Source organism: Blastococcus mobilis (genome assembly GCF_900188025.1).
GTDB lineage: Bacteria > Actinomycetota > Actinomycetes > Mycobacteriales > Geodermatophilaceae > Blastococcus_B > Blastococcus_B mobilis.
Map to the genome: position 1 here is coordinate 12,600 of NZ_FZNO01000038.1, position 21,041 is coordinate 33,640.

The window sequence follows — 21,041 nt, forward strand, 5'->3', positions numbered from 1 at the left end:
TTCGGAGTGGGGGAGGGGCCTCACCGCCGTCGGTGGGCCGGCGCGTCCGAGCGTCGGCCGGCGGCCTGCTCCTGACCCGCGGCGACGTTGCCGTACATCTCCGTGGTCCGCGGCTGAGTTCCGCCCGCCTGCCCGGGGTTCTCGCCCTCACGAAGTTCCGGCGCCGGGGCCGTCGCCGTGGTGGCTCGCGGTTCGCGTAGCCGGGGGTACAGGCCCAGCGAGAGCACGCAGAGGACCGCCAGGGCGATCGCCGACGTCGTGAGGTAGTCGTCCCACACCTCGGTCAGCAGCATGAACGCGGGCACGGCGGCCGTGATGACCCCGGCGACGATGGCGACAGCACCGGTGAATCGGGTCAGCTCCTCCCGCTTGAGGCCGAGAACGAGGAAGAACAGCGCCCACAGCACCGCCCAGTACAGCCAGATGACCCCGAAGGCAGGGTCGTCGAAGCGCCCGAAGTTGAGCCCGGCGTACACGACGGCGCAGACCGCGACGAACGCGGAGAACCAGCCCAGCCCGGTGCCGTCCAGGCCGCCGAGCAGGTTGAAACCGACGTACAGGTAGGTGAAGCCGAACAGGTAGAGACCCGAGGCGGAGAGAATGGTGTTCGCATCACCACCGGACGTGAAGATCAGATAGGTCGGCGTGATCACCTGCAGACCGCCGACGAAGAAGTTGAGCGGCGCGGCCGCGCGGGCGTCGACCCGCCCCAGCAGCATCAACCCGTTGACGATCAGAACCGCTCCGACGTACAGCAGTCCGACGCTGCCCATGTCGACCATCCCTTCGTACCGGTCGATGAGGTTCCTCTGTCCAGGTGTGTTCGTCGCGGCTGCCGCGTTCGACGGTCACGTCACGGGCGTGGCAGCCGACGCAGGGCCGGGTTGCGTCTCATGTCCGCTCGGCCACCACTGCGGGGTGGAGGCGCGGAGACGACGCCGGGTTCGTCGCGGGTGCGTTCGGTGGCGTCGATGAGCGCGCGGCGGGTCGACGAGCCCAAGGAGAGCCGCGGTGCCGTATAGCACCGCAACGCCGACGAGCCACACACCGGGCACGGGACGGCGGCCGCGGCGGTGCCGATGGGCCGGCTTTCCTCGGTGGTGCCGTGCTCGGCGCAGCGGTAGATGTAGACCGCCATGGCCACCTCCCGGCGCAGCTCGGACGCGAGGCCGTGTCACCGAACTGACAGCGGGACGCTCTACTCGCGCAACCAAGCGGTCAAGGGTGCAAACGGCCCGACAGGGACGGTGTGCGCGCCCAGCGGCGCGTCCTCACAGCGCGCCTGTCGCCCGAGCGATCAGTGACGCCGACGTGGCCACGGCGCACCGATCCGCGGCGAGGAGGACCGCGACCGGTCCGCTGCTCGGGGACGCCGGTCACCGAGCCGCACGGGAAAGGCGCACGAAGGACGTCGGCCAGCCCGACTTCGGTGCGAGGTGGCGCGGTGATCTCAGACGTCAACTGCCAGACGGTAGCTCTCGAGGGTGAAGACTGCGGCACGTCCATGCTGCCCACCGGGGCGACTCGGGCGAGGTCGTTGCGGAGCAGGTCGACGATCTTCAGGTTCTCGGCCCGCTCCTTGGCGCTGGACTGCAGTTGCCGGGCCTGCTCCCGATCCACCCCCGTGGTGTGGCCGCGGGCGGCCGTGCCCTTCATGGGACGGGTGCGAAGCCGGTCGCCGGTTTACTCAAGAACAGTTCGGGGCTGGCGCCGGCGATGACGTGCCGGCCCGGATCCAAGAAGGCGTCGTACCCGCACCGTTGAGCGAGGGCCAGATCGGCGTAGAGCGCGCGCACGTCGCCGTCCGCGTGCCCGCAGAGCCGGTCGGTCAGGTTGCACTGGTAGGTGTCGCCGGCCGCGATGTGCTGGCGTATGCGAGCGACGGCGAGTCGGGGCGGCCACCGCCAACGTCGGGTCGAGGTCGGCGGCCGCTTCGTGGGAGTCGTACCCGAGAGCCCAGTCGCCGACGGCGGTGGCTTGCCCGACCTCGGCCAGGACCGCGATCACCTCTTCGGGGCGCGAGGCGACGAGCACCTGGTGCGGCGGCGGAGATCGCAGCGCTCTGTCCGGGACCAGGTCGTCGGCCCGGGCCCAGGCGGTCACTCCGCTCATCCGAGCACGGGTCCTGGCGACCGGGGCTGTGCTCGTGCGGCAGCCACCGTCAGGACGGCGTCGACCGAGGAGCCGACGTCGTGCACCCGCACTCCCCATACCCCGGCCTGGGCGGCCAGGACGGTGATGGCGAGGGTTCCCGCATCACGCTGCTGCACAGGGCGGACCTGGCCCCTGCGGTCGGCCAGCAGCCGACCCAGGAAGCTCTTGCGGGATGCGCCCACCAGCACCGGGCACCCGAGAGCGACGAGCCGGTCCAGCCCGGCGAGCAGCGTCCAATCGTGGCCGGCCTCCTTGGCGAAGCCCAGGCCGGGGTCGAGGATCAGCTGGGCCGGGTTCACTCCGGCAGCCACGGCGGCCTCCGCCCGGGTGGTCAGTTCGGCCGACACCTCGGTGACGACGTCCCTGTAGTGGGCCCGGGCATACATGTCCCGGCTGTGTCCGCGCCAGTGCATGAGAACCCAGCGGACCCCGGTGCCGGCGACCACGTCGACCATGCCGGGATCGGCGCACCCACCGCTCACGTCGTTGACCATGACCGCGCCCGCCTCGATCGCCGCTGCGGCGACCTCCGCCCGGGTGGTGTCGACGCTGACGGGAACGCCGGCCCGGGACAGCTCGGTGATCACCGGCAGCACCCGTCGACGCTCCTCGCCGGCGCTGATCCGGCCCGCGCCCGGACGGGTGGACTCCCCGCCGACGTCGACGAGGTCGGCACCGGCGCCGTGCATGGCCAGGCCGTGCGCGACCGCGGCGTACATGTCGGGATAGCGACCGCCGTCGGAGAAGGAGTCCGGCGTGACGTTGAGGATCCCCATCACCCGGCACCGGTCGAGGGGCGGAGGGAACCACCGCTCCACCTTCCGCGCCGGTGCGACCCGTTCGACCCCCGCCAGGTCAGCCCGCACTGGTCGAGCTTCCCTTCTCCTGCAGGACGAGCAGGAGGTCGCCCTCGACCTGTTGCACGGGCTCGATGGCGGCCGGCGCCGGGTCCTCCCAGGAGAACGCCACCACCGTGCCGGCTCCCACCTCGTAGGCGGCCCGGAACGCCCGGACGGCGATCTCACCACGGTTGGCGACGAGGACCTTCGAGAACAACGGAACTCCCGGTGACGTCGAGTGCGGGTGGGGCGGTGTGCTCAGTCCCTCAGCACTCGATGACGTTGACGGCCAGCCCGCCGCGCGAGGTCTCCTTGTACTTGACCTTCATGTCCCGGCCCGTGTCCCGCATCGTCTTGATCGCCTTGTCGAGGCTGACCTTGTGGCTGCCGTTGCCCGAGAGTGCCAGCCGGGCCGCGTTGATCGCCTTGACGCTGGCGATCGCGTTGCGCTCGATGCAGGGGATCTGCACGAGGCCGCCGACCGGGTCACACGTGAGCCCGAGGTTGTGCTCGATACCCACCTCGGCGGCGTTCTCCGCCTGCGGCGGCGTGCCGCCGAGCACCTCGCAGAGCGCCCCGGCCGCCATCGAGCAGGCCGACCCCACCTCGCCCTGGCAACCGACCTCCGCCCCGGAGATCGACGCGTTCTCCTTGAACAGGATGCCGATCGCGGCGGCGGTCAGCAGGAAACGGACGACGCCGTCGTCATCCGCGCCCGGGACGAACCGCACGTAGTAGTGCAGGACAGCGGGCACGATGCCGGCGGCGCCGTTGGTGGGCGCGGTGACGATCCGCCCGCCCGAGGCGTTCTCCTCGTTCACCGCGAGGGCGAAGAGGTTCACCCAGTCCATCACGCGCAGCGGGTCGACCGAACCGGTGTCCTGGCTCAGCCCCTGGAACAGCGCCGGGGCGCGGCGGGGCACCTTCAGCCCGCCCGGCAGGACCCCCTCCCGGTGGCAGCCGCGCTCGACGCAGGCCTGCATGACCGACCACAGGTGCAGCATCCCGGCGCGGACCTCGGCCTCGGTCCGCCAGGCCTGTTCGTTGGCGAGCATCACGTCGCTGATCGACATCCCCTCGCGGGCACAGTGCTCGAGCAGCTGGGCGCCGGTGGTGAACGGGAAGGGCAGCGGGGTGTCGTCGAGGACCACCCGGTCGGCGCCGGTAGCCGCCTCGTCGACGACGAAGCCGCCACCCACCGAGTAGTAGGTCCGCTCGACGAGGACCGTGCCGTCGGAGTCCAGCGCCCGGAACACCATGCCGTTGGGATGGGCCGGCAGGGACTTGCGGCGGTGCAGCACCAGGTCGCCGTCGGCGTCGAAGGGCACCTCGTGCTTGCCGCCCAGGAGGAGGACGCCGTGTTCACGCGCCCGGGCGACGCGGTCGTCGGAGGAGTCGGTGTCGACGGTCGCCGGCTCCTCCCCCTCCAGGCCCAGGACGACTGCCTTGGCCGAGCCGTGGCCGTGGCCGGTCGCGCCCAGGGAGCCGAACAGCTCGGCCTGGATGCGGGCGACCTCGGGCAGCCGGCCGGCGTCGGCCAGGCCGTCGACGAACATCTTGGCTGCGCGCATCGGCCCCACAGTGTGCGAGGAGGAGGGGCCGATGCCGATCGAGTAGAGGTCGAATGCGGACAGCGCCATCACGGCACCCGCGGGCCGGCGTACTCGGTGATCGCGTCGAGCAGCCAGCGGGCCACGTAGTCGGCGAACGACGACCGGGGGAGGACCCGGTACGTCGTCGCCCCGGTCTGCCAGAGCAGGACCGGCACCAGACCGAGGGTGGTGGCCACCGCGGTGCCCGGCCCGAACGAGCGCGGGTGAAGGTCGGCGGGGCAACCCTTCTCCAGCGTCTCGCGGGCGGCGGGGCCGCTGAGCTCGAGGGTGGTCCGGTTGGCCGACACGTCCACCACGGCTCCCCGGTCACCGGCGAGCGCGTCGCGCAGCTCGGCCACCAGCGTGGCGGCCTCCGTGCCGGAGATCACCAGCCACTCGTCCGGGCCGAGCCACAGGACACCGTGCCGGCTGGACGACGTCACCTGTCCGCAGGCCTTGGGCAGTTCGGCACCGAGCCGCTCGCCGAGCCGGGCGAAGGCGGGGGAACCCGGGTCGACCCGAACGCTGACCATGGTGAGGAACGGCAGCTCGCGCAGCGCCACGCCGCGCTCGCCGGCGATCCGCTCGGTCTCCAACCGGTCGTGCAGGTGGTGCAGCGGGCTGCGCCGCAGGGTGGCCAGGTCAGCCATCACGCTTGGTCCCTTCCGGGTCGTAGAGAACGGGTTCGGCGACCGTGACCGGAACCAGGTCCTCGCCCACCGGCGCGAGGAGGGTCTGCCCTATCCGGTTGCGGCCGTTGGCGACCAGCGCCAGCGCGAAGGGCCGCTCCAGCGCCTGGCTGTGGTAGCTGGAGGTGACGTGCCCCAGCATGGGGACCGGCCCGTCGGCCGGGGTCACCGGCACGTCCTGGTCGATGACCTGGGTGCCTTCGGGCAGCCGGGTCGTGCGGTCCTCGGGCAGCAGGGCCACCAGGTGCTTGCGGTCCGGCCGGGCGGTGTCGTCGCGGCTGAAGGATCGCTTGCCGACGAAGTCCTTCTGCTTGGAGACGATCCACTCCATGCCGAGATCCTGCGGCGTCACCGTGCCGTCGGTGTCCTGCCCCACGATGGGGTAGGCCTTCTCGGCCCGGAGCACGTGCATGGTTTCGGTGCCGTAGGGCGTGATGCCCAGGTCCGCCCCGGCGGCGTACACCTGCTCCCACACCGCCAGCCCGTACCACCCGGAGACGTTGACCTCGTAGGCGAGCTCCCCGGAGAACGAGATCCGCCCGATGCGGGCGGGGATGCCGGAGGCGAGGGTCGTCTCGCGGAAGGTCATGAAGGGGAACGCCTCGTTGGACACGTCCAGGTCCGGCGCGAGCCGGGCGACGACCTGGCGGGACTGCGGCCCGACGACCGCGACCGTCGTCCACTGCTCCGTGACCGAGGTGAAGGAGACGTCCAGCTCCGGCCACTCGGTCTGCAGCCACTCCTCGAGCCAGTCGAGGACGCGCGCGGCGCCACCGGTGGTGGTGGTCATGAAGTAGCGGTCGTCGGCGAGGCGGAGGGTGACCCCGTCGTCGAAGACCATCCCGTCCGCGGTGCACATCACCCCGTACCGGGCCGAGCCCACCGGTAGCTTCTTGAAGGCGTTGGTGTAGATCCGGTTGAGGAACTCGCCGGCGTCGGCGCCCCAGATCTCGATCTTGCCGAGGGTGGAGGCGTCCATCATCGCCACCCCGGTGCGCGCCGCCCGGCACTCGCGGGCGACCGCGGCGTCGATGTCCTCGCCCGGCTGCGGGTAGTACCACGGCCGCAGCCACTGGCCGACCAGCTCGAACTCGGCGCCCCGTGCCACGTGCCAGGGGTGGGCCGGGGTGGTGCGCTCGGGGTCGAACAGGCTGCCCCGCTCGCGGCCCGCCAGGGCGGCGAAGGACACCGGGGTGTAGGGCGCCCGGTAGGTCGTCGTCCCGATCTCGCCGACCGCCGCAACCCCGAGGGCAGCGGCGATCACGCCGATCGCGTTGACCGCGGAGGTCTTGCCCTGGTCGTGGGCGGTGCTGATGGAGGTGTAGCGCTTCACGTGCTCGACGTTGCACATGCCGGCGCCCGTGGCCCGCCAGACGTCGGCGACGGTCTGGTCGCGCTGGAGGTCGACGAAGTGCTCGTCCCACTCCTCCGGGCCGCCGCTGCGGCCCGGGACCACCCAGAGCTGCCGGGTCGGGCCGGAGGAGGAGGGGGCGACGGCTGCCGGAACGGTTGCCTCGACGGGGAACCCCGCGGCGACCGATGCGGCGATCCCGGCCTCCGTGCCCTCCGCCAGACACCCGGCGAGGGTGAAGGTGCCCTGCGCCGAGCCGACCACATGCTGGTCGCGCACCGTGCTGTCGGGCACGAATGCCGCCAGGGCGTCGTCCCAGCGCAGCCGGCCCTGCCGCTGGCTGTGCAGGTGCACCACCGGGCTCCAGCCGCCGGAGACCGCCAGCAGGTCGCCGTCGAGCTGCTCGACGTCCCCGGTGAGCAGACCGTCGGCGTCCAGGCCGCTGATGAGGACGCCGGTGAGCCGCGGGTCGCCGAGCGTCTCCACCACGGCGCTGCCGGGAAGGACGCGGACCCCGGCCGCGGCCAGCTCACCGGCCCGGGCCGACAACTCCGGCCGGGCGTCCACCACGGCCACCACCTCCACGTCTGCGGCGACCAGGTCGGCGGCGGTGTCGTAGGCGCTGTCGTTGGTGGTGGCCACCACGACCCGCGCGCCGGCGGCGACCGCGTACCGGTTGAGGTAGCCGCGCACGGCGGAGGCGAGCATCACGCCCGGGCGGTCGTTGCCGGCGAACACCAGGGGGCGCTCGTGCGCACCGGTGGCGAGCACCACTTGACCGACGCGGACGTGCCACACCCGCTGCCGGGAAACGCCCCGTGGGGCCGGGCCGGGCAGGTGGTCGGTGCGGTGCTGGACGGCGACGACGTAGTTGTCGTCGTAGCTGCCGAAGGCGCTGGTGCGGGTCAGGACGACGACCTCGGGCGCCGACTCCAGCTCCGCGACGACTCGCGCCACCCAGTCCAGGGCCGGGACGCCGTCGACGGTCTCGCCGCGTCCCGAGAGGAGCGAGCCACCGGGCTCGGCCTGCTCGTCGACGAGGACGACCCGCGCGCCGGAGCGGGCCGCCGCGGCCGCCGCCGCCAGGCCGGCCGGACCGGCTCCGACGACGAGGACGTCGGCGTGCACGAACTTCTTGTCGTAGACCGCCTCGTCCGGCGTCGGGTCCAGCCGGCCGAGACCGGAGAGCGTCCCGGCACGGAGCCCCTCCACGAGGGACACCGTGGTGGCGGTCAGCATCGATTCCGAGACGTCGCCGCCGACCTGCACCAGCGCGTTGGGCTCCTCGACCCCGGCGGCGACGATCCCGCGGGGGCGTCCGCGGTAGATGGACGGGGCGACCTCGATGCGGCCGTTGGCCAGCAACGCCGAGGCGACGGTGTCGCCGGGGTGGCCGGTCAGCTCGACCCCGTCGACGGTGAAGCGCAGGACGGTGTCGCGGTCGATCCGGCCGCCGCTCGGCAGCCGGGAGGTCTGGTGGGTCACGGATCCTCCTCGCTGGTGCTCGTCGGCCACGTGACCGACGGTGCTGTGTTCATCGCGTGACCTTGCGTGCTCGGTCACGAGGACGTCTCCGGGGAGGTGCCCGCCATGGCGGCGTCGGGACGGGGGTCGGTGGGCTTGTAGACGGCGAGCACGTCATAGGTGACGGTGTCCCGGACCGCGTTGAACCAACGGCGGCACCCGGTGCTGTGCACCCAGCGCTCGGCGAAGGCCCCCTTGGCGTTGTCGCGGTAGAAGAGGTACTCCGCCCACTCCTGATCGGGCAGGTCGGCGGGGGTGGCGGGGTAGGCGACGTGCGCCTGGCCCCCGTAGTGGAACTCGGTCTCGTCCCGTGGCCCGCACCAGGGACAGGTCAGCAGCAGCATGCTGGCTCCTCGTGGACTTCGGGGTCAGTGGGCCACGGCGGCGGCGCCGTGCTCGTCGATGAGGGCTCCGGTGGCGAACCGCTCCAGCGCGAACGGCGCGTTGAGCGGATGCGGCTGCCCGGTCGCCATGGTGTGCGCCATCGTCCAGCCGGCGGAGGGGGTGGCCTTGAAGCCGCCGGTGCCCCAGCCGCAGTTGACGTAGAGGTTCTCCACGGGCGTCTGCCCGATGATCGGCGAGGCGTCGGGGGAGACGTCGACGATCCCGCCCCAGGTCCGGAGCACGTGCGCCCGGGCGAAGATCGGGAACAGCTCCACCGCGGCGGCCATCTGGTGCTCGATGACGTGGAAGGAGCCTCGCTGGCCGTAGCCGTTGTAGGAGTCCACCCCGGCACCCATGACCAGCTCGCCCTTGTGCGCCTGCGAGACGTAGACGTGCACGTGGTTGGACATGACGACCGTCGGGTGCACCGGCTCGTACAGCTCGGAGACCAGCGCCTGCAGGGGATGGGACTGGATCGGTAGCCGGAATCCGGCCCGCTCGGCCAGCACGCTGCTGTGCCCGGCCGCGGCCATGCCGACGACGCCGGCGGAGATCGGCCCGCGGCTGGTCTCCACGCCCACCACCCGGGCCCCGTCCTTGAGGAAACCGGTGACCTCGCAGTTCTGGATGAAGTCGACGCCCAGCCGGTCGGCGGCGCGCGCGAACGCCCAGGCCACGTGGTCGTGCTTGGCGATGCCGGCCCGCGGCTGGAAGGTGGCCCCGAGCACGGGGTACCGGATGTCGGGGGACACGTTGAGGATCGGGCAGATCTTCGCCACCTCGTCGGTGTCCAGCCACTCGGCGTCCACTCCGTTGAGCCGGTTGGCGTTGACCCGCCGGGTGGACTCCCGGACGTCCTGCAGCGTGTGCGCCAGGTTGAGCACCCCGCGCTGGCTGAACAGGAAGTCGTAGTCCAGCTCGGCGGGCAGCTGCTCCCAGAGCTTGAGGGCGAACTCGTAGATGCCTGCGCTCTCGTCCCACAGGTAGTTGGACCGGATGATCGTGGTGTTCCGGGCCATGTTGCCGCCGGCCAGCCAGCCCTTCTCCAGGACGGCGACGTTGGTCATGCCGTGGTTCTTGGCCAGGTAGTAGGCCGTGGCGATGCCGTGGCCGCCGCCACCGATCACGATCGCGTCGTACGAGGGCTTCGGATCCGGGTTGCGCCAGAGCCAGTCCGGATGCTCGGGCAGGTGGCGGGGATCGGTCTGCGCGCTCATGCCGTTGCCGCCCATGACAGGCCCCCGTTCAACCGGGGGTACAGGGGGAACTTCGCGGCGAGGGTCTCCACCCGGTCGCGCAGCTCGCCGGCGAGCTCGTCGGTGAGATCACGGGTGAGCGCGGTGGCGATGATGTCGGCGACCTCGCGGAACTCCGTGGTGCCGAAGCCCCGGGTGGCCAGCGCCGGGGTGCCGATGCGCAGCCCGGAGGAGACCATCGGTGGCCGGGGGTCGAAGGGGACGGCGTTGCGGTTCACGGTGATGCCGATCCGGTCCAGCCGGTCCTCGGCCTGCTGACCGTCCAGGCTGGAGTTGCGCAGGTCGACCAGGACGAGGTGCACCTGCGTGCCGCCGGTGAGCACGGAGATGCCGGCTTCCTGGACGTCGTCGGCCATCAGCCGGCCGGCGAGCACCCGGGCGCCGTCGAGCGTCCGCTGCTGCCGCTCGCGGAACTCCTCCGTGGCGGCGACCTTGAACGCGACCGCCTTGGCGGCGATGACGTGCTCGAGCGGGCCGCCCTGCTGGCCCGGGAACACCGCACTGTTGATCTTCTTGGCGAGTTCCGCCTTGCTGAGGATCACGCCGCCCCGTGGCCCGCCGAGCGTCTTGTGGGTGGTCGTGGTGACGACGTCGGCGAAGGGGACCGGGTTGGGGTGCAGGCCGGCCGCCACGAGGCCGGCGAAGTGCGCCATGTCGACGAGGAGGTAGGCGCCCACGAGGTCGGCGATCCTGCGGAACTCGGCGAAGTCGAGGTGGCGGGAGTAGGCCGACCAGCCGGCGACGATCATCTTCGGCCGGTGCTCGCGGGCGAGCCGCTCCACCTCCTCCATGTCCACGTGCAGGTCGGACTCGCGGACGTGGTACGGGACGACGTCGTAGAGCTTGCCGGAGTAGTTGATCCGCATGCCGTGCGTCAGGTGGCCGCCGTGCGCGAGGTCGAGACCCAGGATGGTGTCGCCCGGGTTCAGCAGGGCGAACATCGCCGCCGCGTTGGCCTGCGCGCCGGAGTGCGGCTGCACGTTCGCGGCCTCGGCACCGAACAGCGCCTTCACCCGGTCGATGGCGAGCTGCTCGATGACGTCGACGTGCTCGCAGCCGCCGTAGTAGCGGCGTCCCGGATAGCCCTCGGCGTACTTGTTGGTCAACACGGAGCCCTGGGCGGCCATGACCGCCGAGGGGGCGAAGTTCTCCGACGCGATCATCTCCAGCGTCGACTGCTGGCGGTGGAGCTCGGCGACCACCGCGGCATGCACGTCGGGGTCGAGCGCGCTGAGCTCGAGGTCGAGGATGTCGGCCACGGCCGTCCCTTCTCTGGCTGAGTTGGTATGCAACGTCGTTGCGTACCAAGCAACGTAGGTGTGCAACGGGCCACAGTCAAGGACCGCCATCGTCCTCGGCATCGCGCTCGAAGGGCGGTTGCTGCCGCTTGACAGTGGCGCAGACCACTTCTACCTTCGCAACCACGTTGCCGCAGACGCAACGCAGTCGGACTCGCACCAGTCAGTCGGACGCCGCTCCGCAAACCACCCGTCCAGGGGCGCGCGTACGGCATCGCATCCCGGCTCCCGTGCACCGACCGTCAGGGAAGAGGAGAACCACGATGTCCGTCACCGATCTCGAGCGCCTCAAGGTGATCCACAACGGAGAGAAGGAGCAGCACACCTTCTCGGTGGAGGAGATGGAGCGCCGGCTCTCGTCCCTCCGGAAGATCATGGCCGAGGAGGGCGTGGACGTCGCGCTGCTCACCTCGTACCACAACGTGAAGTACTACTCGGACTTCCTGTACACGTCCTTCGGCCGGCCCTACGCCTACGTGGTGACGGCGGACGACCAGTACACCGTCTCCGCGAACATCGACGCGGGCATGCCGTGGCGTCGCACCTACGGCGACAACGTGGTCTACACGGACTGGCACCGCGACAACTACATCTGGGTGATCCGCGAGAGCCTCCGCAGCCGGGGCGTCAAGCCCAGCCGGATCGGCGTCGAGGACGACACCCTGCCGCTGGAGATGCGGCAGAAGTTCGCCGCGGCGTTCCCCGACGCCGTCCTCACCGACATCTCGAAGGCGGCCATGCGCCAGCGCATGGTGAAGTCGGCCGAGGAGATCGAGGTCATCAAGCACGGAGCGCGCATCGGCGACCTGGGCGGCGAGGCGATCCGCGCGGCGATCACCGAGGGCGTCCCGGAGTTCGAGGTCGCCCTCGCCGGCACGAACGCGATGGTGCGGGAGATCGCCCGGACCTTCCCGCACACCGAGATCCGCGACACCTGGGTGTGGTTCCAGTCGGGCATCAACACCGACGGGGCGCACAACTGGCCGACGACCCGGCAGGTGCAGCGGGGGGACATCCTCAGCCTGAACTGCTTCCCGATGACCTCGGGGTATTACACGGCCCTGGAGCGGACCCTTTTCTACGGGGAGCCGGACAAGCGCTCGCTGGAGCTCTGGGAGATCAACGTGGCCGTGCACCGGGCCGGCCTGGAGCTGATCAAGCCCGGCATCTCCTGCGCCCAGATCGCGCACTCGCTCAACGAGATGTACATCCAGCACGGCCTGCTGCCCAACCGGACCTTCGGCTACGGCCACTCCTTCGGGGTGCTCTCCCACTACTACGGCCGGGAGGCCGGGCTGGAGCTGCGCGAGGACATCGAGACCGTCCTCGAGCCCGGCATGGTCGTCTCCATGGAGCCGATGATCATGGTGCCGGAGGGGCAGCCCGGGGCCGGTGGCTACCGTGAGCACGACATCCTCGTGGTGAACGAGAACGGGGCCGAGAACATCACGAAGTTCCCCTTCGGCCCGGAGCACAACATCCTCGGGGTCTGAACACCCCGGGCCGGCTTCTCCTCCCGGCCTCCCCGCACGGCGATGCCACGCCGCGAGCCTCCGGCTGCGGCGTGGCGTCGCCGGCGTCCGGACCACGACAATGGAGTTCGATGACCACCACCGGCAACCAGGTCGACCCCCAGGACGTCCCCGAGAACGGGGAGTCGCGCGGGATCTCCGTGCTCCAGAACGGCCTCGCCGTCCTGCGTGCCTTCGCGGTGGACGAACCCGTCCTGGGTGTCTCGGAGATCGCGGCGAAGGTGGGGCTGCACAAGAGCACTGTCTCCCGCATCCTGGCCACCCTCGAGCTGGAGAACCTGGTGGAGCGGGACCCGACCACCCGACGGTTCCGGCTCGGCCTGGGCGTGATCGCGTTGGCCGGGCCGCTGCTGGCTGACCTCGACGTGCGCCGGGTGGCCTATCCGGTCCTGCAGGAGCTCAGCCGCCGTACCGGCGAGACGGCGGCGCTCATGGTCTGGGACGGGGGTGAGGCCGTGTGCGTCGAGCAGGTGCCGAGCACCCACCAGGTCAAGCACACGACCCCGCTGGGAACCCGCTACAACACCGCCGCGAGCTCGTCGGTACAGGTCTTCCTGGCCCAGCTCGATCCCTTCACCGTCCGGAACCTCCTCATCAAGGGCGTGGTCGACCACCCCGGGCTCACCGAGGTAGCCCTGGACGCTTTCGTCGTCAGACTCCGGGAGATTGCCGAGCAGGGGTACGCGGTCAACTACGGCGAGACCTCGCTGGAAGAAGTCGGCGTGGCTGCTCCGGTGTTCGACCACCGGGGGGAGCCCGTAGCGGCGGTCCTGGTCTCTGCACCGCGGTTCCGGATCTCCACCGAGCAGCTCGGCCTCATCCGGGAGGCGGTCACCGGAGCCGCCGCCGACATCGGTTCCCGTCTCGGCGGCGCCTGAAGAAGGACCACTCTTCCCCCCACGCCTCGCACGCTCGGCGCGGGACCCTTAAGGGGGGGCCGCTCCAACACGTCGCGAAGCTCGTGGCGGGCGTCCTGGTCAGGTCGGCTGTTCGAGTCGCGACTGCTGGAGGCCGTGGCGCAGCCGCAGCGCCAGGTGCAGCGGCAGGACGCGGTCGGTGCCGGTCGGATCCCCGCCGACCATCCTGAAGACCCGATCCAGGCGGCCGTAGAGGGATTGCCGCTGCACGTGCAGGGCATCCGCAGTGCGCGTCTTGCTGCACCCGGAGTCGAGGTAGACCTCGAGCGTGTGCAGCAGCGTCTCGCGTTCGGCCGGCCGCAGTGCGAGCAGCATCGCCAGCTGGCCGCGGACGAACTGCTCGCGCCGGAGCCGGAGATCCTCGCCGCCGAGCAGGGACTCGATGGCGGTGGCCGTCGCATCCACCACCGAGCCCGGACCGTACGCGGACCGCTGCTGCACCGCCGACACCGCGAGCTCCATCGACGTGGACACGGACGCCAGGTCCGGGACGACGGGCCCGACTCCGACGACCACGGCGTTCAGGTCCCGCGCCCATTCCTTCACCTGGGCGACCAGTGCCGCGCGGCCGGTGGCCGCGGTCTTGCGGTCGGGCAGGGACAACACCGCACGGACCTCGGTCTCCGAGGTGTCCATCGCGATCCGGCCGTGGCGGCGGAGGAGTCCGTCGAAGCCCGGGAGGCCGGCGCTCGTGGCCGCGGTGATCAGGGCGATCGCCACCACTGGATCGGCGGGATCGAACCCGATGAGCTGCCCGAGGTGGATCAGCCGGGTGGGGTTCTGCGGGGCGCGGCATGCCGTCCGGGCGAGTTCACTGGCCGCGAAGTCCCGGGTCGACGGTGGGTGACTGCGCAGCAGGGCCAGCCCGATCGCCTCGCTGGCCCGCTCGCCGATGACCGCCAGGAGCTCCGGGTCGGTGTCCGGCCGGGGGTAGAGGATGAGGGTCGCCGCGTGCGCGCCCCGGACGCTGATCCGGGACGTCGTGCCGCCGACCGGGGGAGACGGTGACTCGGCCGGCAGGGCGTCCTCGGGGTCCGGGAACCGGGTGATCAGCCGACCGGCGCTGGTGAACAGCGCCGCCGGGACGCCGGTGCGCTGCACCAGCAGCTCCAGGAGCGCGCGGACGTCCCCGCCGTGCGCGAGGATGCCCGACAGCGCGTGCGCGAGCTCGCCGCCGTAGCGGAGCAAGATGACCGACTGGTTCACCAGTTCGGCGTTCACCGCTTCGGCCACATCGACGAACGGGATCCGGCGGCGTAGTTCGATGACCGGGAAACCGACGGCGTCCGCCTCGGTCAGCACCGCCTCCGGCACGGCGGAGAGTCCCGAGCCGATCTCGATCGCCACCCCGGCGACGTTGCGCTCGGCCAGCTGGCGTACGTACCGGCGCTGATCCGCTGCCGAGGCGCCGGCCAGCATCTCGCCACCGGTCAGCAGCAGCTCTCCGCCGCGCAGCAACGACGCGATCTCGATGACCTCGCTCGAGTGGATCCACCGCACCCTCCGCCGCAGGCCGGAGGACCCCGCGAGCACGAAGGGTTCACCAGGGGTGAGGCTTGGGTGAGCGAGCACGCGTTCCAGCGTCAGCTGCATGACGATTCGTCACCCCATGACCCGGACATGCCGGACAGGATGCATCTTGTCGCGTGTGATCTGCAACACCCACGATGTTGCGACCGAGAGCACATCCGTCGACCGGAGGCCCGCCCCATGTCAGCCGCAGCCAAGACCGAGCCGGCGTCCATTCACGACGTCGAGGAGCAGCTCCAACCGATCCCCGAGAGTTCCCGCACGACCAAGGTGTCCGGCCAGTTCTGGATCTGGTGCGGCGCCAACATCGCCCCGATCAACTGGGTTCTGGGTGCGCTGGGCGTGAACCTCGGCCTGGGCCTCGCCGACACGCTGACCGTCCTGATCCTGGGCAACCTGATCGGCATGGCGGTCTTCGGCCTGTTCGTGCTGATGGGGCAGCGGACCGGCGTGACCGGGATGGTGCTGGGCCGCGCAGCGTTCGGCCGCCGTGGCAACTACCTGCCCTCGCTGATCCAGGCCACCCTGTCCATCGGCTGGTGCGCGGTGAACACCTGGATCATCCTCGACCTGGTCATTGCGCTGCTCGGGCAGTTGGGCGTCGTCGACCCGGCGGCGGACAACTACGCGGCCAAGATCGCGGTCGCCGCGCTCCTGATGGCGATCCAGGTGGCGATCTCCTGGCTGGGGTACCGCGCGATCGCGGCCTTCGAGCGCTGGACGGTCCCCCCGACGATCGCAGTCCTCGTCCTCATGTCCGTCGTGGCCTGGTTCTTCCTCGACATCGACTGGTCCTACGCCGGCCCGGAGGGAGCCGTGCTCTCCGGAGGAGAGCGGTTCGCCGCGATGACCGCGATCATGACCGCGATCGGTATCGGCTGGGGGATCACCTGGTTCACCTACGCGGCTGACTACTCGCGCTTCGTCAGCACCCGGATGCCCCGGCGCAAGCTCTACTTCGCCAGCACGCTCGGCCAGTTCATCCCCGTCGTCTGGCTGGGCGTGCTGGGGGCCACCCTGGCCACCAAGAACGGTTCCGTGGACCCGGGCCAACTCATCGTCGAGAACTTCGGAGCGCTGGCGATTCCGGTGCTGCTGCTGGTCCTGCACGGGCCGATCGCCACCAACATCCTCAACATCTACACCTTCTCGGTGGCGACCCAGGCCCTCGACATCAAGATCCCCCGACGCAGCCTGAGCGTGCTGGTCGGCGTCCTGGCCATGGGGGTCGTGATCTTCTTCATCTTCCAGGAGAACTTCGCGACGGTCCTGGACACGTGGCTGATCGGACTGGTGGCCTGGGTGGCGACCTGGGGCGGGATCATGCTCGTCCACTACTACCGGATCGAACGTGGCCGCGTGCGCGTCGACCGTCTCTTCGACCCCGTGGGAACTCGCCGCCTGGCCGACGTGAACTGGGCCGGATACGTGGCCTTCTTCACCGGGATCTTCGCCACGTGGCTGTTCATGTACGGGCTGCTTCCCATCTTCCAGGGCCCGATCGCCGTCGGCATGGGCGGCGTGGACCTGAGCTGGCTCGCGGGCGGGCTCACGAGTGCGGCGGTGTACGCCGTGCTCGGCCCGATCGCCGCAGCCAAGTACGAAGGGATCGCGCCCGACGCCACCGTGCGTTCCGACGTCGCGACCCCGGCTCCGCGGGTCGCCCCTGTCGCGAACGCCGCCGGCACCCCCGAGGTGATCGCATGACGATCTCCTGGCCGAACGGCCACCGCGCGGCGGCGGCCTTCACCTTCGATGTGGATGCCGAGTCCTGCGTCCTGGCCCACGACCCGGCCGCGTCGTCGCGGATGTCCCTGATGACGCACCAGGCCTACGGACCCCGGGTCGGGGTGCCCCGGCTGCTGCGACTTCTGGAGCGCAGGGGGGTGACGGCGACCTTTTTCGTGCCGGGGTTCACCGCCGACACCTATCCGGACATGGTGCGCCAGATCCGCGACGCCGGGCACGAGATCGCCCACCACGGGTACCTGCACGAGCCGATGCAGGGCATCTCCGCCGAGGCCGAGGCCGAGTACATCGATCGGGGTCTCGAGGCCCTCGACCGGCTGGGCGTGCGGCCGGTGGGCTACCGGGCACCCTGGTGGGAGATGAACTGGCATTCTGCGGACCTGCTCATCGAGCGCGGCTTCCACTACGACTCGAGCCTTCTCGATGGGGACGTCCCCTACCGGTTCTCCGGGGAACTGGGGCAGGGCGATCTCGTGGAGATCCCCGTCGACTGGACCCTCGACGACTGGGAGCAGTACGCCTTCTATCCCGGATGGACCGGCAGTGGCGTCATCGAGAGCCCGGCGAAGGTGCACGAGATGTGGCTGCTCGAGGCGCAGGCCCACCACGCGGAAGGCGGCTGCTTCGTCCTGACCAATCACCCGTTCATCTCCGGGCGTCCATCGAAGGCAGCCGCGCTCGAGCGGCTGATCGGCGACGTGTGCGAGCTGGACGGAATGTGGGTCGCGACCCTGGGCGAGATCGCCGCACACACAGCCGCGACGGTGGGCGAGGTCCGCCGGATCAGGCGGGTGGAGTGCCCCGAGGGCTACTTCGACCGCCCGGCGACGCCGAAGGCGACCGCCAGCGCCCAGTGAGTCACCACTCCGACGTGAAGGCGCCCGGTCCGCAGCATGCGGACCGGGCGCCTTCCGTCGTGCACCGCTGGGCGTCGTCAGGCATGTTCGCCGATGTCCTCGAGCCACAGCTCCGGTCGTTCGGCGAGCATCCGCTGCATGAGCGCGATGCAGTCGGGGTCGTCGAGGACGTCGAGCTGGACGCCGTGCGAGCGCAGCAGCTCCTCGGAGGCCTGGAAGCTGCGGTTCTCCCCGATGACGATCCGCGGAATCTCGTACAACAGCGCCGTCCCCGCGCACATGTAGCAGGGCGACAGCGTCGTATAGAGCACCGATCTCCGGTACACCGACGCCGGCAGCCTCCCGGCTCGCTCGATGCAGTCGGTCTCCCCGTGCCGGATCGCGCTGTTCATCTGGACCCGACGGTTGCGCCCGAGGGCCAGCACCTGCCCGTCGTGAACCAGAGCGGCACCGATGGGGACACCGCCCTCTGCCCACCCCAGCCGAGCCTGTTCGACTGCCAGACCGAGGAAGTGCCGATCCTGGTCCAAGGGGGACAGGGACCGGGACGTACTGGGCGCTAGGTGGTCGGTCACCGGCGCTTCCCTCCACGTAGACGGACGAACGGTCGTGGTGCACATCATGCCGCCGGGCGCCGGTGGTGGTCGGGCGCCGCGACCGGCGCCCAACTGGGGGATCCAGGAGCCGCCGTCAGCAGCAGCAGTGGTCTCGCCAGTCGCCCGCGCGAAGTTTCAGCCGCTCAGCCGCCCGGCATCACGCGACGCTCGGCCTCCGCCGGGCCTTCGACCCGTCCGCTGCCTCGGTGCAGCCGGAGCGTCACGCCGTCGCACGAGTTGTTCGGCACGACGAGTGTCCACGTGGCGACCCGCTGCATACATCCACGGCTCCGGTCCACCATGAGCCGAGTGGTGGTCATCCCTGCTGGGCGTCTGTCTCTTCCGCGAACTCTCGGAAGGCCGCGAACGCGCGTGGACCGTACACGGTGGCCGGTCCACCGTTCATCGCAATGGTGACACCGAGCGCTTCGGCAACCTCCGACTCGGTCGCGCCGGTGCGCGCGGCGCCACGAGCGTGCGACGCGATGCATCCGTCGCATTCCTTGCTGACCGCGATGGCTAGCGCGATCAGTTCCTTGGTCTTCTCGTCCAGCGCACCCGCGGCGTATGCGGCGGCATGCATCTGCCGATAGCCGTCGTAGACCTCGGGGATCGCGCGACGCAACTCGCGGGAGGGTTCGCGGAGCTCCTTGTGAACGGCGTGGCCATAGCTCATGACGTGATGGTGACAGCCCTCCCCAGCCCGTCGCAGAGTCTCCGCGGCGGTGTGCTCGGCGGTCACCGGCCCGCCTCCGCAGACGCCTGACGACGATGGCCCCGCAGTCGCTGACCACGGGAGCGTCCGCCATGGAAGTGTCCGAGGGGCGACTCACGACATCCGCACACGCGTGTCGGGGTGGCCGGGAGCCGAAGAAGCAGCCGGTCCCCTCGGAGAGTCCAGACCGACGAAGTAGCCGTACGGACTGGGCGGTACCCCCTGGAGCGGGGTGGCTCGTAGTGCCGGCCGAAGAGCAGGGCGGCCAGTTCGGCGCGTCCGGCCACGCCGGCCTTGCCGTAGACGGTCCGGAGGTGGTCCCCGAGCGTGTGCTCGGTCATCCGGAGGCGGCGGGCCAGATGCGTGCGGGAGGCGCCCTGGAGGAGTCCCTCGACGACCTCGCGCTCCCGCGGGGTGAAGCCGAGGACCCGCATGAGCAGCGGTGACAGCTCGACCGGCCGGGGGCGCTCAACGACGGCGGCCACCGCTCCGTCCACGCCCTTGGCCGGAGAGCCGTGAAAGCTCAGGACGCCGCCCGGACCCGTGACCGTGAGCGATGCCGTCCCACGGGCACGCGTGGCGCTCCCGAGGTTCGCCAGCACGGTGAGGACCTGACGCTCGGGCAGGGCAGCGAGCAGGTCCTCCGCCGCTGCCGAGGTGACCAGCACGGCGTCGTCCTCGCCGAGGACGAGGGAGCCGGGCGGGGACCCGACCGCGGGGCTGTCGCAGACCGCTCGGAGCAAGGCCGTCCGGAGGGCGCGGGCGATCACCGGTGCGGCGGCCGTCGCCACCGCGACGTCCTCGGCCGTGAAGTGCCGCTCCTCGAACCGGTACAAGATGACCGTGCCCCACTGCTCGCCGTCGACCGCCAGCCGCACGCGGAGCTCGTCGTGGACGCCGGCCGGCTCGAGCAACTCGACGTAGCGGCGTACGCCCTGTGGCGCGGACACCGCCGTCCGCAGCGCGGCCGCGGTCACCCCGCGCCGGGAGAGGTCCCAGAAGGTGTGCGGGTCCCCGTCCGCTCACTCGAGCTGGAAGAGACGACGCTCCCGCGCCGCGCCGACGTCGTCGTGCGGCCCGCTCTCGAGGACGCCGAAGCGCGCGCAGCTGGTGCTGAGCGTCGTGGCAGGGTCGACGGTGCCCCAGGCCGAGCCCTCCGCGCCCACCGCGCGGCGCAGCACCGCGTCGGCCGCGGCGACGGTCTCGGCCAGGTCGGTGCCCTCGGTCAGGGCGCGCTGCAGCGCTTCGCGGACGCGGCGGCTGCGGCTGGGCACGCCGGGATCGTAGGTCGAGGGGCACTCGGGGCCCGTGGAACCGGGGATGGTGACGGCCCCGTCGTCGCGGCGATGGTGTCCACATGTCGCAGAGCACCCAGACCGCCGAACCCCGCGTCGTCCCGCCCGGAGCGGGCACCACCGCTCCCGCTGCCGCGCAGGGCCTGCCCACCATCGAGGTGAAGCTGAGCGGCGCCGACGGCGCCGGCTGCTCGCTCGTCGAGTACGACATCCCCGGTCGCTTCTCACCGCCCCCGCACCTCCACCGGCACACCCGAGAGGGGGCCGTCGTCTACGTGCTCGCCGGGGAGCTGCACTACTGGTTCGCAGACGGCGACGTCGTCGCCGGAGCGGGCACCCTGGTGCACCTGCCGCCCGGCGCCTGGTTCCGGTGGGCGAACGAGAGCGACGAGCCCGCGCGGATGCTGTGCATGTTCGCGCCCGCGGGCTTCGAGCAGTTCTTCCTCGACGTCATGGCCGAGACCAGGGCCGAGGGTGGAGACCTGCGGAGCGTGATCGGCCCCCTGCGGGCCCGCTACGGGGACGAGGACCACCCCGGGCACTGAGGTCGTGTCCCGGGGCCGTCCTCACCCAGCGCGGCGTCCCTGAACGACGACAGGCCTCGCGATCACTGACCGCGGGGCCTGTCTGCTGTGTCCGAGGGACGACCCGCTGAAGCACTCGAAGGCGGCGTCCGAACGGGACACGTGAACTGCCAGCCGTGCCCGGGCGGTTGGCCTTCCCTCACGCGTCGTCCTCACCTACCGTGCCGCAGGTCCGGTTC

The 21,041-nt window shown here is 71.1% G+C and carries 21 protein-coding genes and 1 pseudogene; 5 read left to right on the top strand and 17 right to left on the bottom strand.

The window, feature by feature from the left end:
• Positions 1-20 precede the first annotated feature (20 nt).
• The 12 genes and pseudogenes from CHB94_RS22380 to glyA form a co-directional block, all read right to left on the bottom strand.
• Complete coding sequence (locus CHB94_RS22380) at positions 21-773, bottom strand: AmiS/UreI family transporter (RefSeq protein ID WP_089338783.1); 753 nt, start codon at positions 771-773, stop codon at positions 21-23.
• Between the two features lie 80 nt (positions 774-853).
• Complete coding sequence (locus tag CHB94_RS22385; protein ID WP_089338769.1) at positions 854-1,138, bottom strand: FmdB family zinc ribbon protein; 285 nt, start codon at positions 1,136-1,138, stop codon at positions 854-856.
• An 80-nt stretch (positions 1,139-1,218) separates the two neighbouring features.
• Positions 1,219-1,668, bottom strand: a pseudogene (locus CHB94_RS26845) (chorismate-binding protein); the annotation flags it as partial.
• On the bottom strand, positions 1,653-1,874 hold the full coding sequence (locus CHB94_RS26850) for a chorismate-binding protein (RefSeq protein ID WP_217899444.1): 222 nt from the start codon (positions 1,872-1,874) through the stop codon (positions 1,653-1,655). The gene CHB94_RS26850 and the pseudogene CHB94_RS26845, both read right to left, overlap by 16 nt.
• Positions 1,875-2,108: 234 nt before the next feature.
• Positions 2,109-3,020 (bottom strand): dihydropteroate synthase, encoded by a 912-nt coding sequence (gene folP, locus CHB94_RS22395; protein ID WP_254920856.1) that lies wholly within the window; start codon positions 3,018-3,020, stop codon positions 2,109-2,111.
• Positions 3,010-3,210: a biotin carboxylase N-terminal domain-containing protein gene (locus tag CHB94_RS22400; protein WP_176445694.1), complete on the bottom strand. Its 201-nt coding sequence runs from the start codon at positions 3,208-3,210 to the stop codon at positions 3,010-3,012. The genes folP and CHB94_RS22400 overlap by 11 nt, the downstream gene beginning before the upstream one ends.
• A 49-nt stretch (positions 3,211-3,259) precedes the next feature.
• Positions 3,260-4,633 (bottom strand): L-serine ammonia-lyase, encoded by a 1,374-nt coding sequence (locus CHB94_RS22405; protein ID WP_089338785.1) that lies wholly within the window; start codon positions 4,631-4,633, stop codon positions 3,260-3,262.
• On the bottom strand, positions 4,633-5,235 hold the full coding sequence (locus CHB94_RS22410) for a sarcosine oxidase subunit gamma (RefSeq protein ID WP_089338786.1): 603 nt from the start codon (positions 5,233-5,235) through the stop codon (positions 4,633-4,635). Before CHB94_RS22410 ends, CHB94_RS22405 begins: the two co-directional genes overlap by 1 nt.
• Complete coding sequence (locus CHB94_RS22415) at positions 5,228-8,110, bottom strand: sarcosine oxidase subunit alpha family protein (RefSeq protein ID WP_089338771.1); 2,883 nt, start codon at positions 8,108-8,110, stop codon at positions 5,228-5,230. The genes CHB94_RS22410 and CHB94_RS22415 overlap by 8 nt, the downstream gene beginning before the upstream one ends.
• Before the next feature lie 74 nt (positions 8,111-8,184).
• Entirely contained in the window at positions 8,185-8,493 is a 309-nt protein-coding gene (locus CHB94_RS22420; protein WP_089338772.1) for a sarcosine oxidase subunit delta, read from the bottom strand.
• A 24-nt stretch (positions 8,494-8,517) separates the two neighbouring features.
• The gene (locus tag CHB94_RS22425; RefSeq protein ID WP_089338787.1) at positions 8,518-9,750 is read right to left on the bottom strand and encodes a sarcosine oxidase subunit beta family protein; all 1,233 of its coding nucleotides are present in this window, start codon (positions 9,748-9,750) and stop codon (positions 8,518-8,520) included.
• Positions 9,747-11,048 carry a serine hydroxymethyltransferase gene (gene glyA / locus CHB94_RS22430; RefSeq protein ID WP_089338773.1) on the bottom strand — a complete coding sequence of 434 codons (1,302 nt, stop codon included), beginning with the start codon at positions 11,046-11,048 and terminating at the stop codon, positions 9,747-9,749. Before glyA ends, CHB94_RS22425 begins: the two co-directional genes overlap by 4 nt.
• A 302-nt stretch (positions 11,049-11,350) precedes the next feature.
• Here glyA and CHB94_RS22435 point away from each other — a divergent pair, with 302 nt between their 5' ends.
• The gene (locus CHB94_RS22435) at positions 11,351-12,580 is read left to right on the top strand and encodes a M24 family metallopeptidase (protein ID WP_089338774.1); all 1,230 of its coding nucleotides are present in this window, start codon (positions 11,351-11,353) and stop codon (positions 12,578-12,580) included.
• 110 nt (positions 12,581-12,690) lie between these two features.
• Positions 12,691-13,497 (top strand): IclR family transcriptional regulator, encoded by an 807-nt coding sequence (locus CHB94_RS22440; RefSeq protein WP_089338775.1) that lies wholly within the window; start codon positions 12,691-12,693, stop codon positions 13,495-13,497.
• 99 nt (positions 13,498-13,596) lie between these two features.
• Here CHB94_RS22440 and CHB94_RS22445 read toward each other — a convergent pair whose 3' ends face one another.
• A complete protein-coding gene (locus tag CHB94_RS22445; RefSeq protein ID WP_176445695.1) occupies positions 13,597-15,108 on the bottom strand; it encodes a PucR family transcriptional regulator in 1,512 nt (503 codons plus the stop codon).
• Positions 15,109-15,246: 138 nt separating this feature from the next.
• On the opposite strand from CHB94_RS22445, the gene CHB94_RS22450 reads away from it, so the two are divergent.
• Positions 15,247-16,773: a purine-cytosine permease family protein gene (locus CHB94_RS22450; protein WP_089338777.1), complete on the top strand. Its 1,527-nt coding sequence runs from the start codon at positions 15,247-15,249 to the stop codon at positions 16,771-16,773.
• Positions 16,770-17,672 carry a polysaccharide deacetylase family protein gene (locus CHB94_RS22455; protein WP_089338778.1) on the top strand — a complete coding sequence of 301 codons (903 nt, stop codon included), beginning with the start codon at positions 16,770-16,772 and terminating at the stop codon, positions 17,670-17,672. Before CHB94_RS22450 ends, CHB94_RS22455 begins: the two co-directional genes overlap by 4 nt.
• 77 nt (positions 17,673-17,749) lie before the next feature.
• On the opposite strand, the gene CHB94_RS22460 is transcribed toward CHB94_RS22455, so the two are convergent.
• The 4 genes from CHB94_RS22460 to CHB94_RS22475 form a co-directional block, all read right to left on the bottom strand.
• Entirely contained in the window at positions 17,750-18,202 is a 453-nt protein-coding gene (locus CHB94_RS22460; protein WP_254920857.1) for a nucleoside deaminase, read from the bottom strand.
• 382 nt (positions 18,203-18,584) lie between these two features.
• On the bottom strand, positions 18,585-18,944 hold the full coding sequence (locus CHB94_RS22465) for a carboxymuconolactone decarboxylase family protein (protein WP_089338789.1): 360 nt from the start codon (positions 18,942-18,944) through the stop codon (positions 18,585-18,587).
• Positions 18,945-19,006: 62 nt separating this feature from the next.
• Positions 19,007-19,960 (bottom strand): helix-turn-helix transcriptional regulator, encoded by a 954-nt coding sequence (locus tag CHB94_RS22470; RefSeq protein WP_089338779.1) that lies wholly within the window; start codon positions 19,958-19,960, stop codon positions 19,007-19,009.
• Positions 19,961-20,005: 45 nt separating this feature from the next.
• The gene (locus CHB94_RS22475; RefSeq protein ID WP_089338780.1) at positions 20,006-20,257 is read right to left on the bottom strand and encodes a hypothetical protein; all 252 of its coding nucleotides are present in this window, start codon (positions 20,255-20,257) and stop codon (positions 20,006-20,008) included.
• A gap of 83 nt (positions 20,258-20,340) precedes the next feature.
• On the opposite strand from CHB94_RS22475, the gene CHB94_RS22480 reads away from it, so the two are divergent.
• The gene (locus tag CHB94_RS22480) at positions 20,341-20,823 is read left to right on the top strand and encodes a cupin domain-containing protein (protein ID WP_089338781.1); all 483 of its coding nucleotides are present in this window, start codon (positions 20,341-20,343) and stop codon (positions 20,821-20,823) included.
• Positions 20,824-21,041 lie beyond the last annotated feature (218 nt).

Excerpts from the sequence above, each read along its gene's own strand:
- CHB94_RS22380 (WP_089338783.1), bottom strand. The coding sequence starts at position 773 with ATGGGCAGCGTCGGACTGCTGTACGTCGGAGCGGTTCTGATCGTCAAC.
- CHB94_RS22385 (WP_089338769.1), bottom strand. The coding sequence starts at position 1,138 with ATGGCGGTCTACATCTACCGCTGCGCCGAGCACGGCACCACCGAGGAA.
- CHB94_RS22405 (WP_089338785.1), bottom strand. The coding sequence starts at position 4,633 with ATGGCGCTGTCCGCATTCGACCTCTACTCGATCGGCATCGGCCCCTCC.
- CHB94_RS22410 (WP_089338786.1), bottom strand. The coding sequence starts at position 5,235 with ATGGCTGACCTGGCCACCCTGCGGCGCAGCCCGCTGCACCACCTGCAC.
- CHB94_RS22420 (WP_089338772.1), bottom strand. The coding sequence starts at position 8,493 with ATGCTGCTGCTGACCTGTCCCTGGTGCGGGCCACGGGACGAGACCGAG.
- CHB94_RS22425 (WP_089338787.1), bottom strand. The coding sequence starts at position 9,750 with ATGAGCGCGCAGACCGATCCCCGCCACCTGCCCGAGCATCCGGACTGG.
- CHB94_RS22435 (WP_089338774.1), top strand. The coding sequence starts at position 11,351 with ATGTCCGTCACCGATCTCGAGCGCCTCAAGGTGATCCACAACGGAGAG.
- CHB94_RS22440 (WP_089338775.1), top strand. The coding sequence starts at position 12,691 with ATGACCACCACCGGCAACCAGGTCGACCCCCAGGACGTCCCCGAGAAC.
- CHB94_RS22450 (WP_089338777.1), top strand. The coding sequence starts at position 15,247 with ATGTCAGCCGCAGCCAAGACCGAGCCGGCGTCCATTCACGACGTCGAG.
- CHB94_RS22455 (WP_089338778.1), top strand. The coding sequence starts at position 16,770 with ATGACGATCTCCTGGCCGAACGGCCACCGCGCGGCGGCGGCCTTCACC.
- CHB94_RS22465 (WP_089338789.1), bottom strand. The coding sequence starts at position 18,944 with ATGAGCTATGGCCACGCCGTTCACAAGGAGCTCCGCGAACCCTCCCGC.
- CHB94_RS22480 (WP_089338781.1), top strand. The coding sequence starts at position 20,341 with ATGTCGCAGAGCACCCAGACCGCCGAACCCCGCGTCGTCCCGCCCGGA.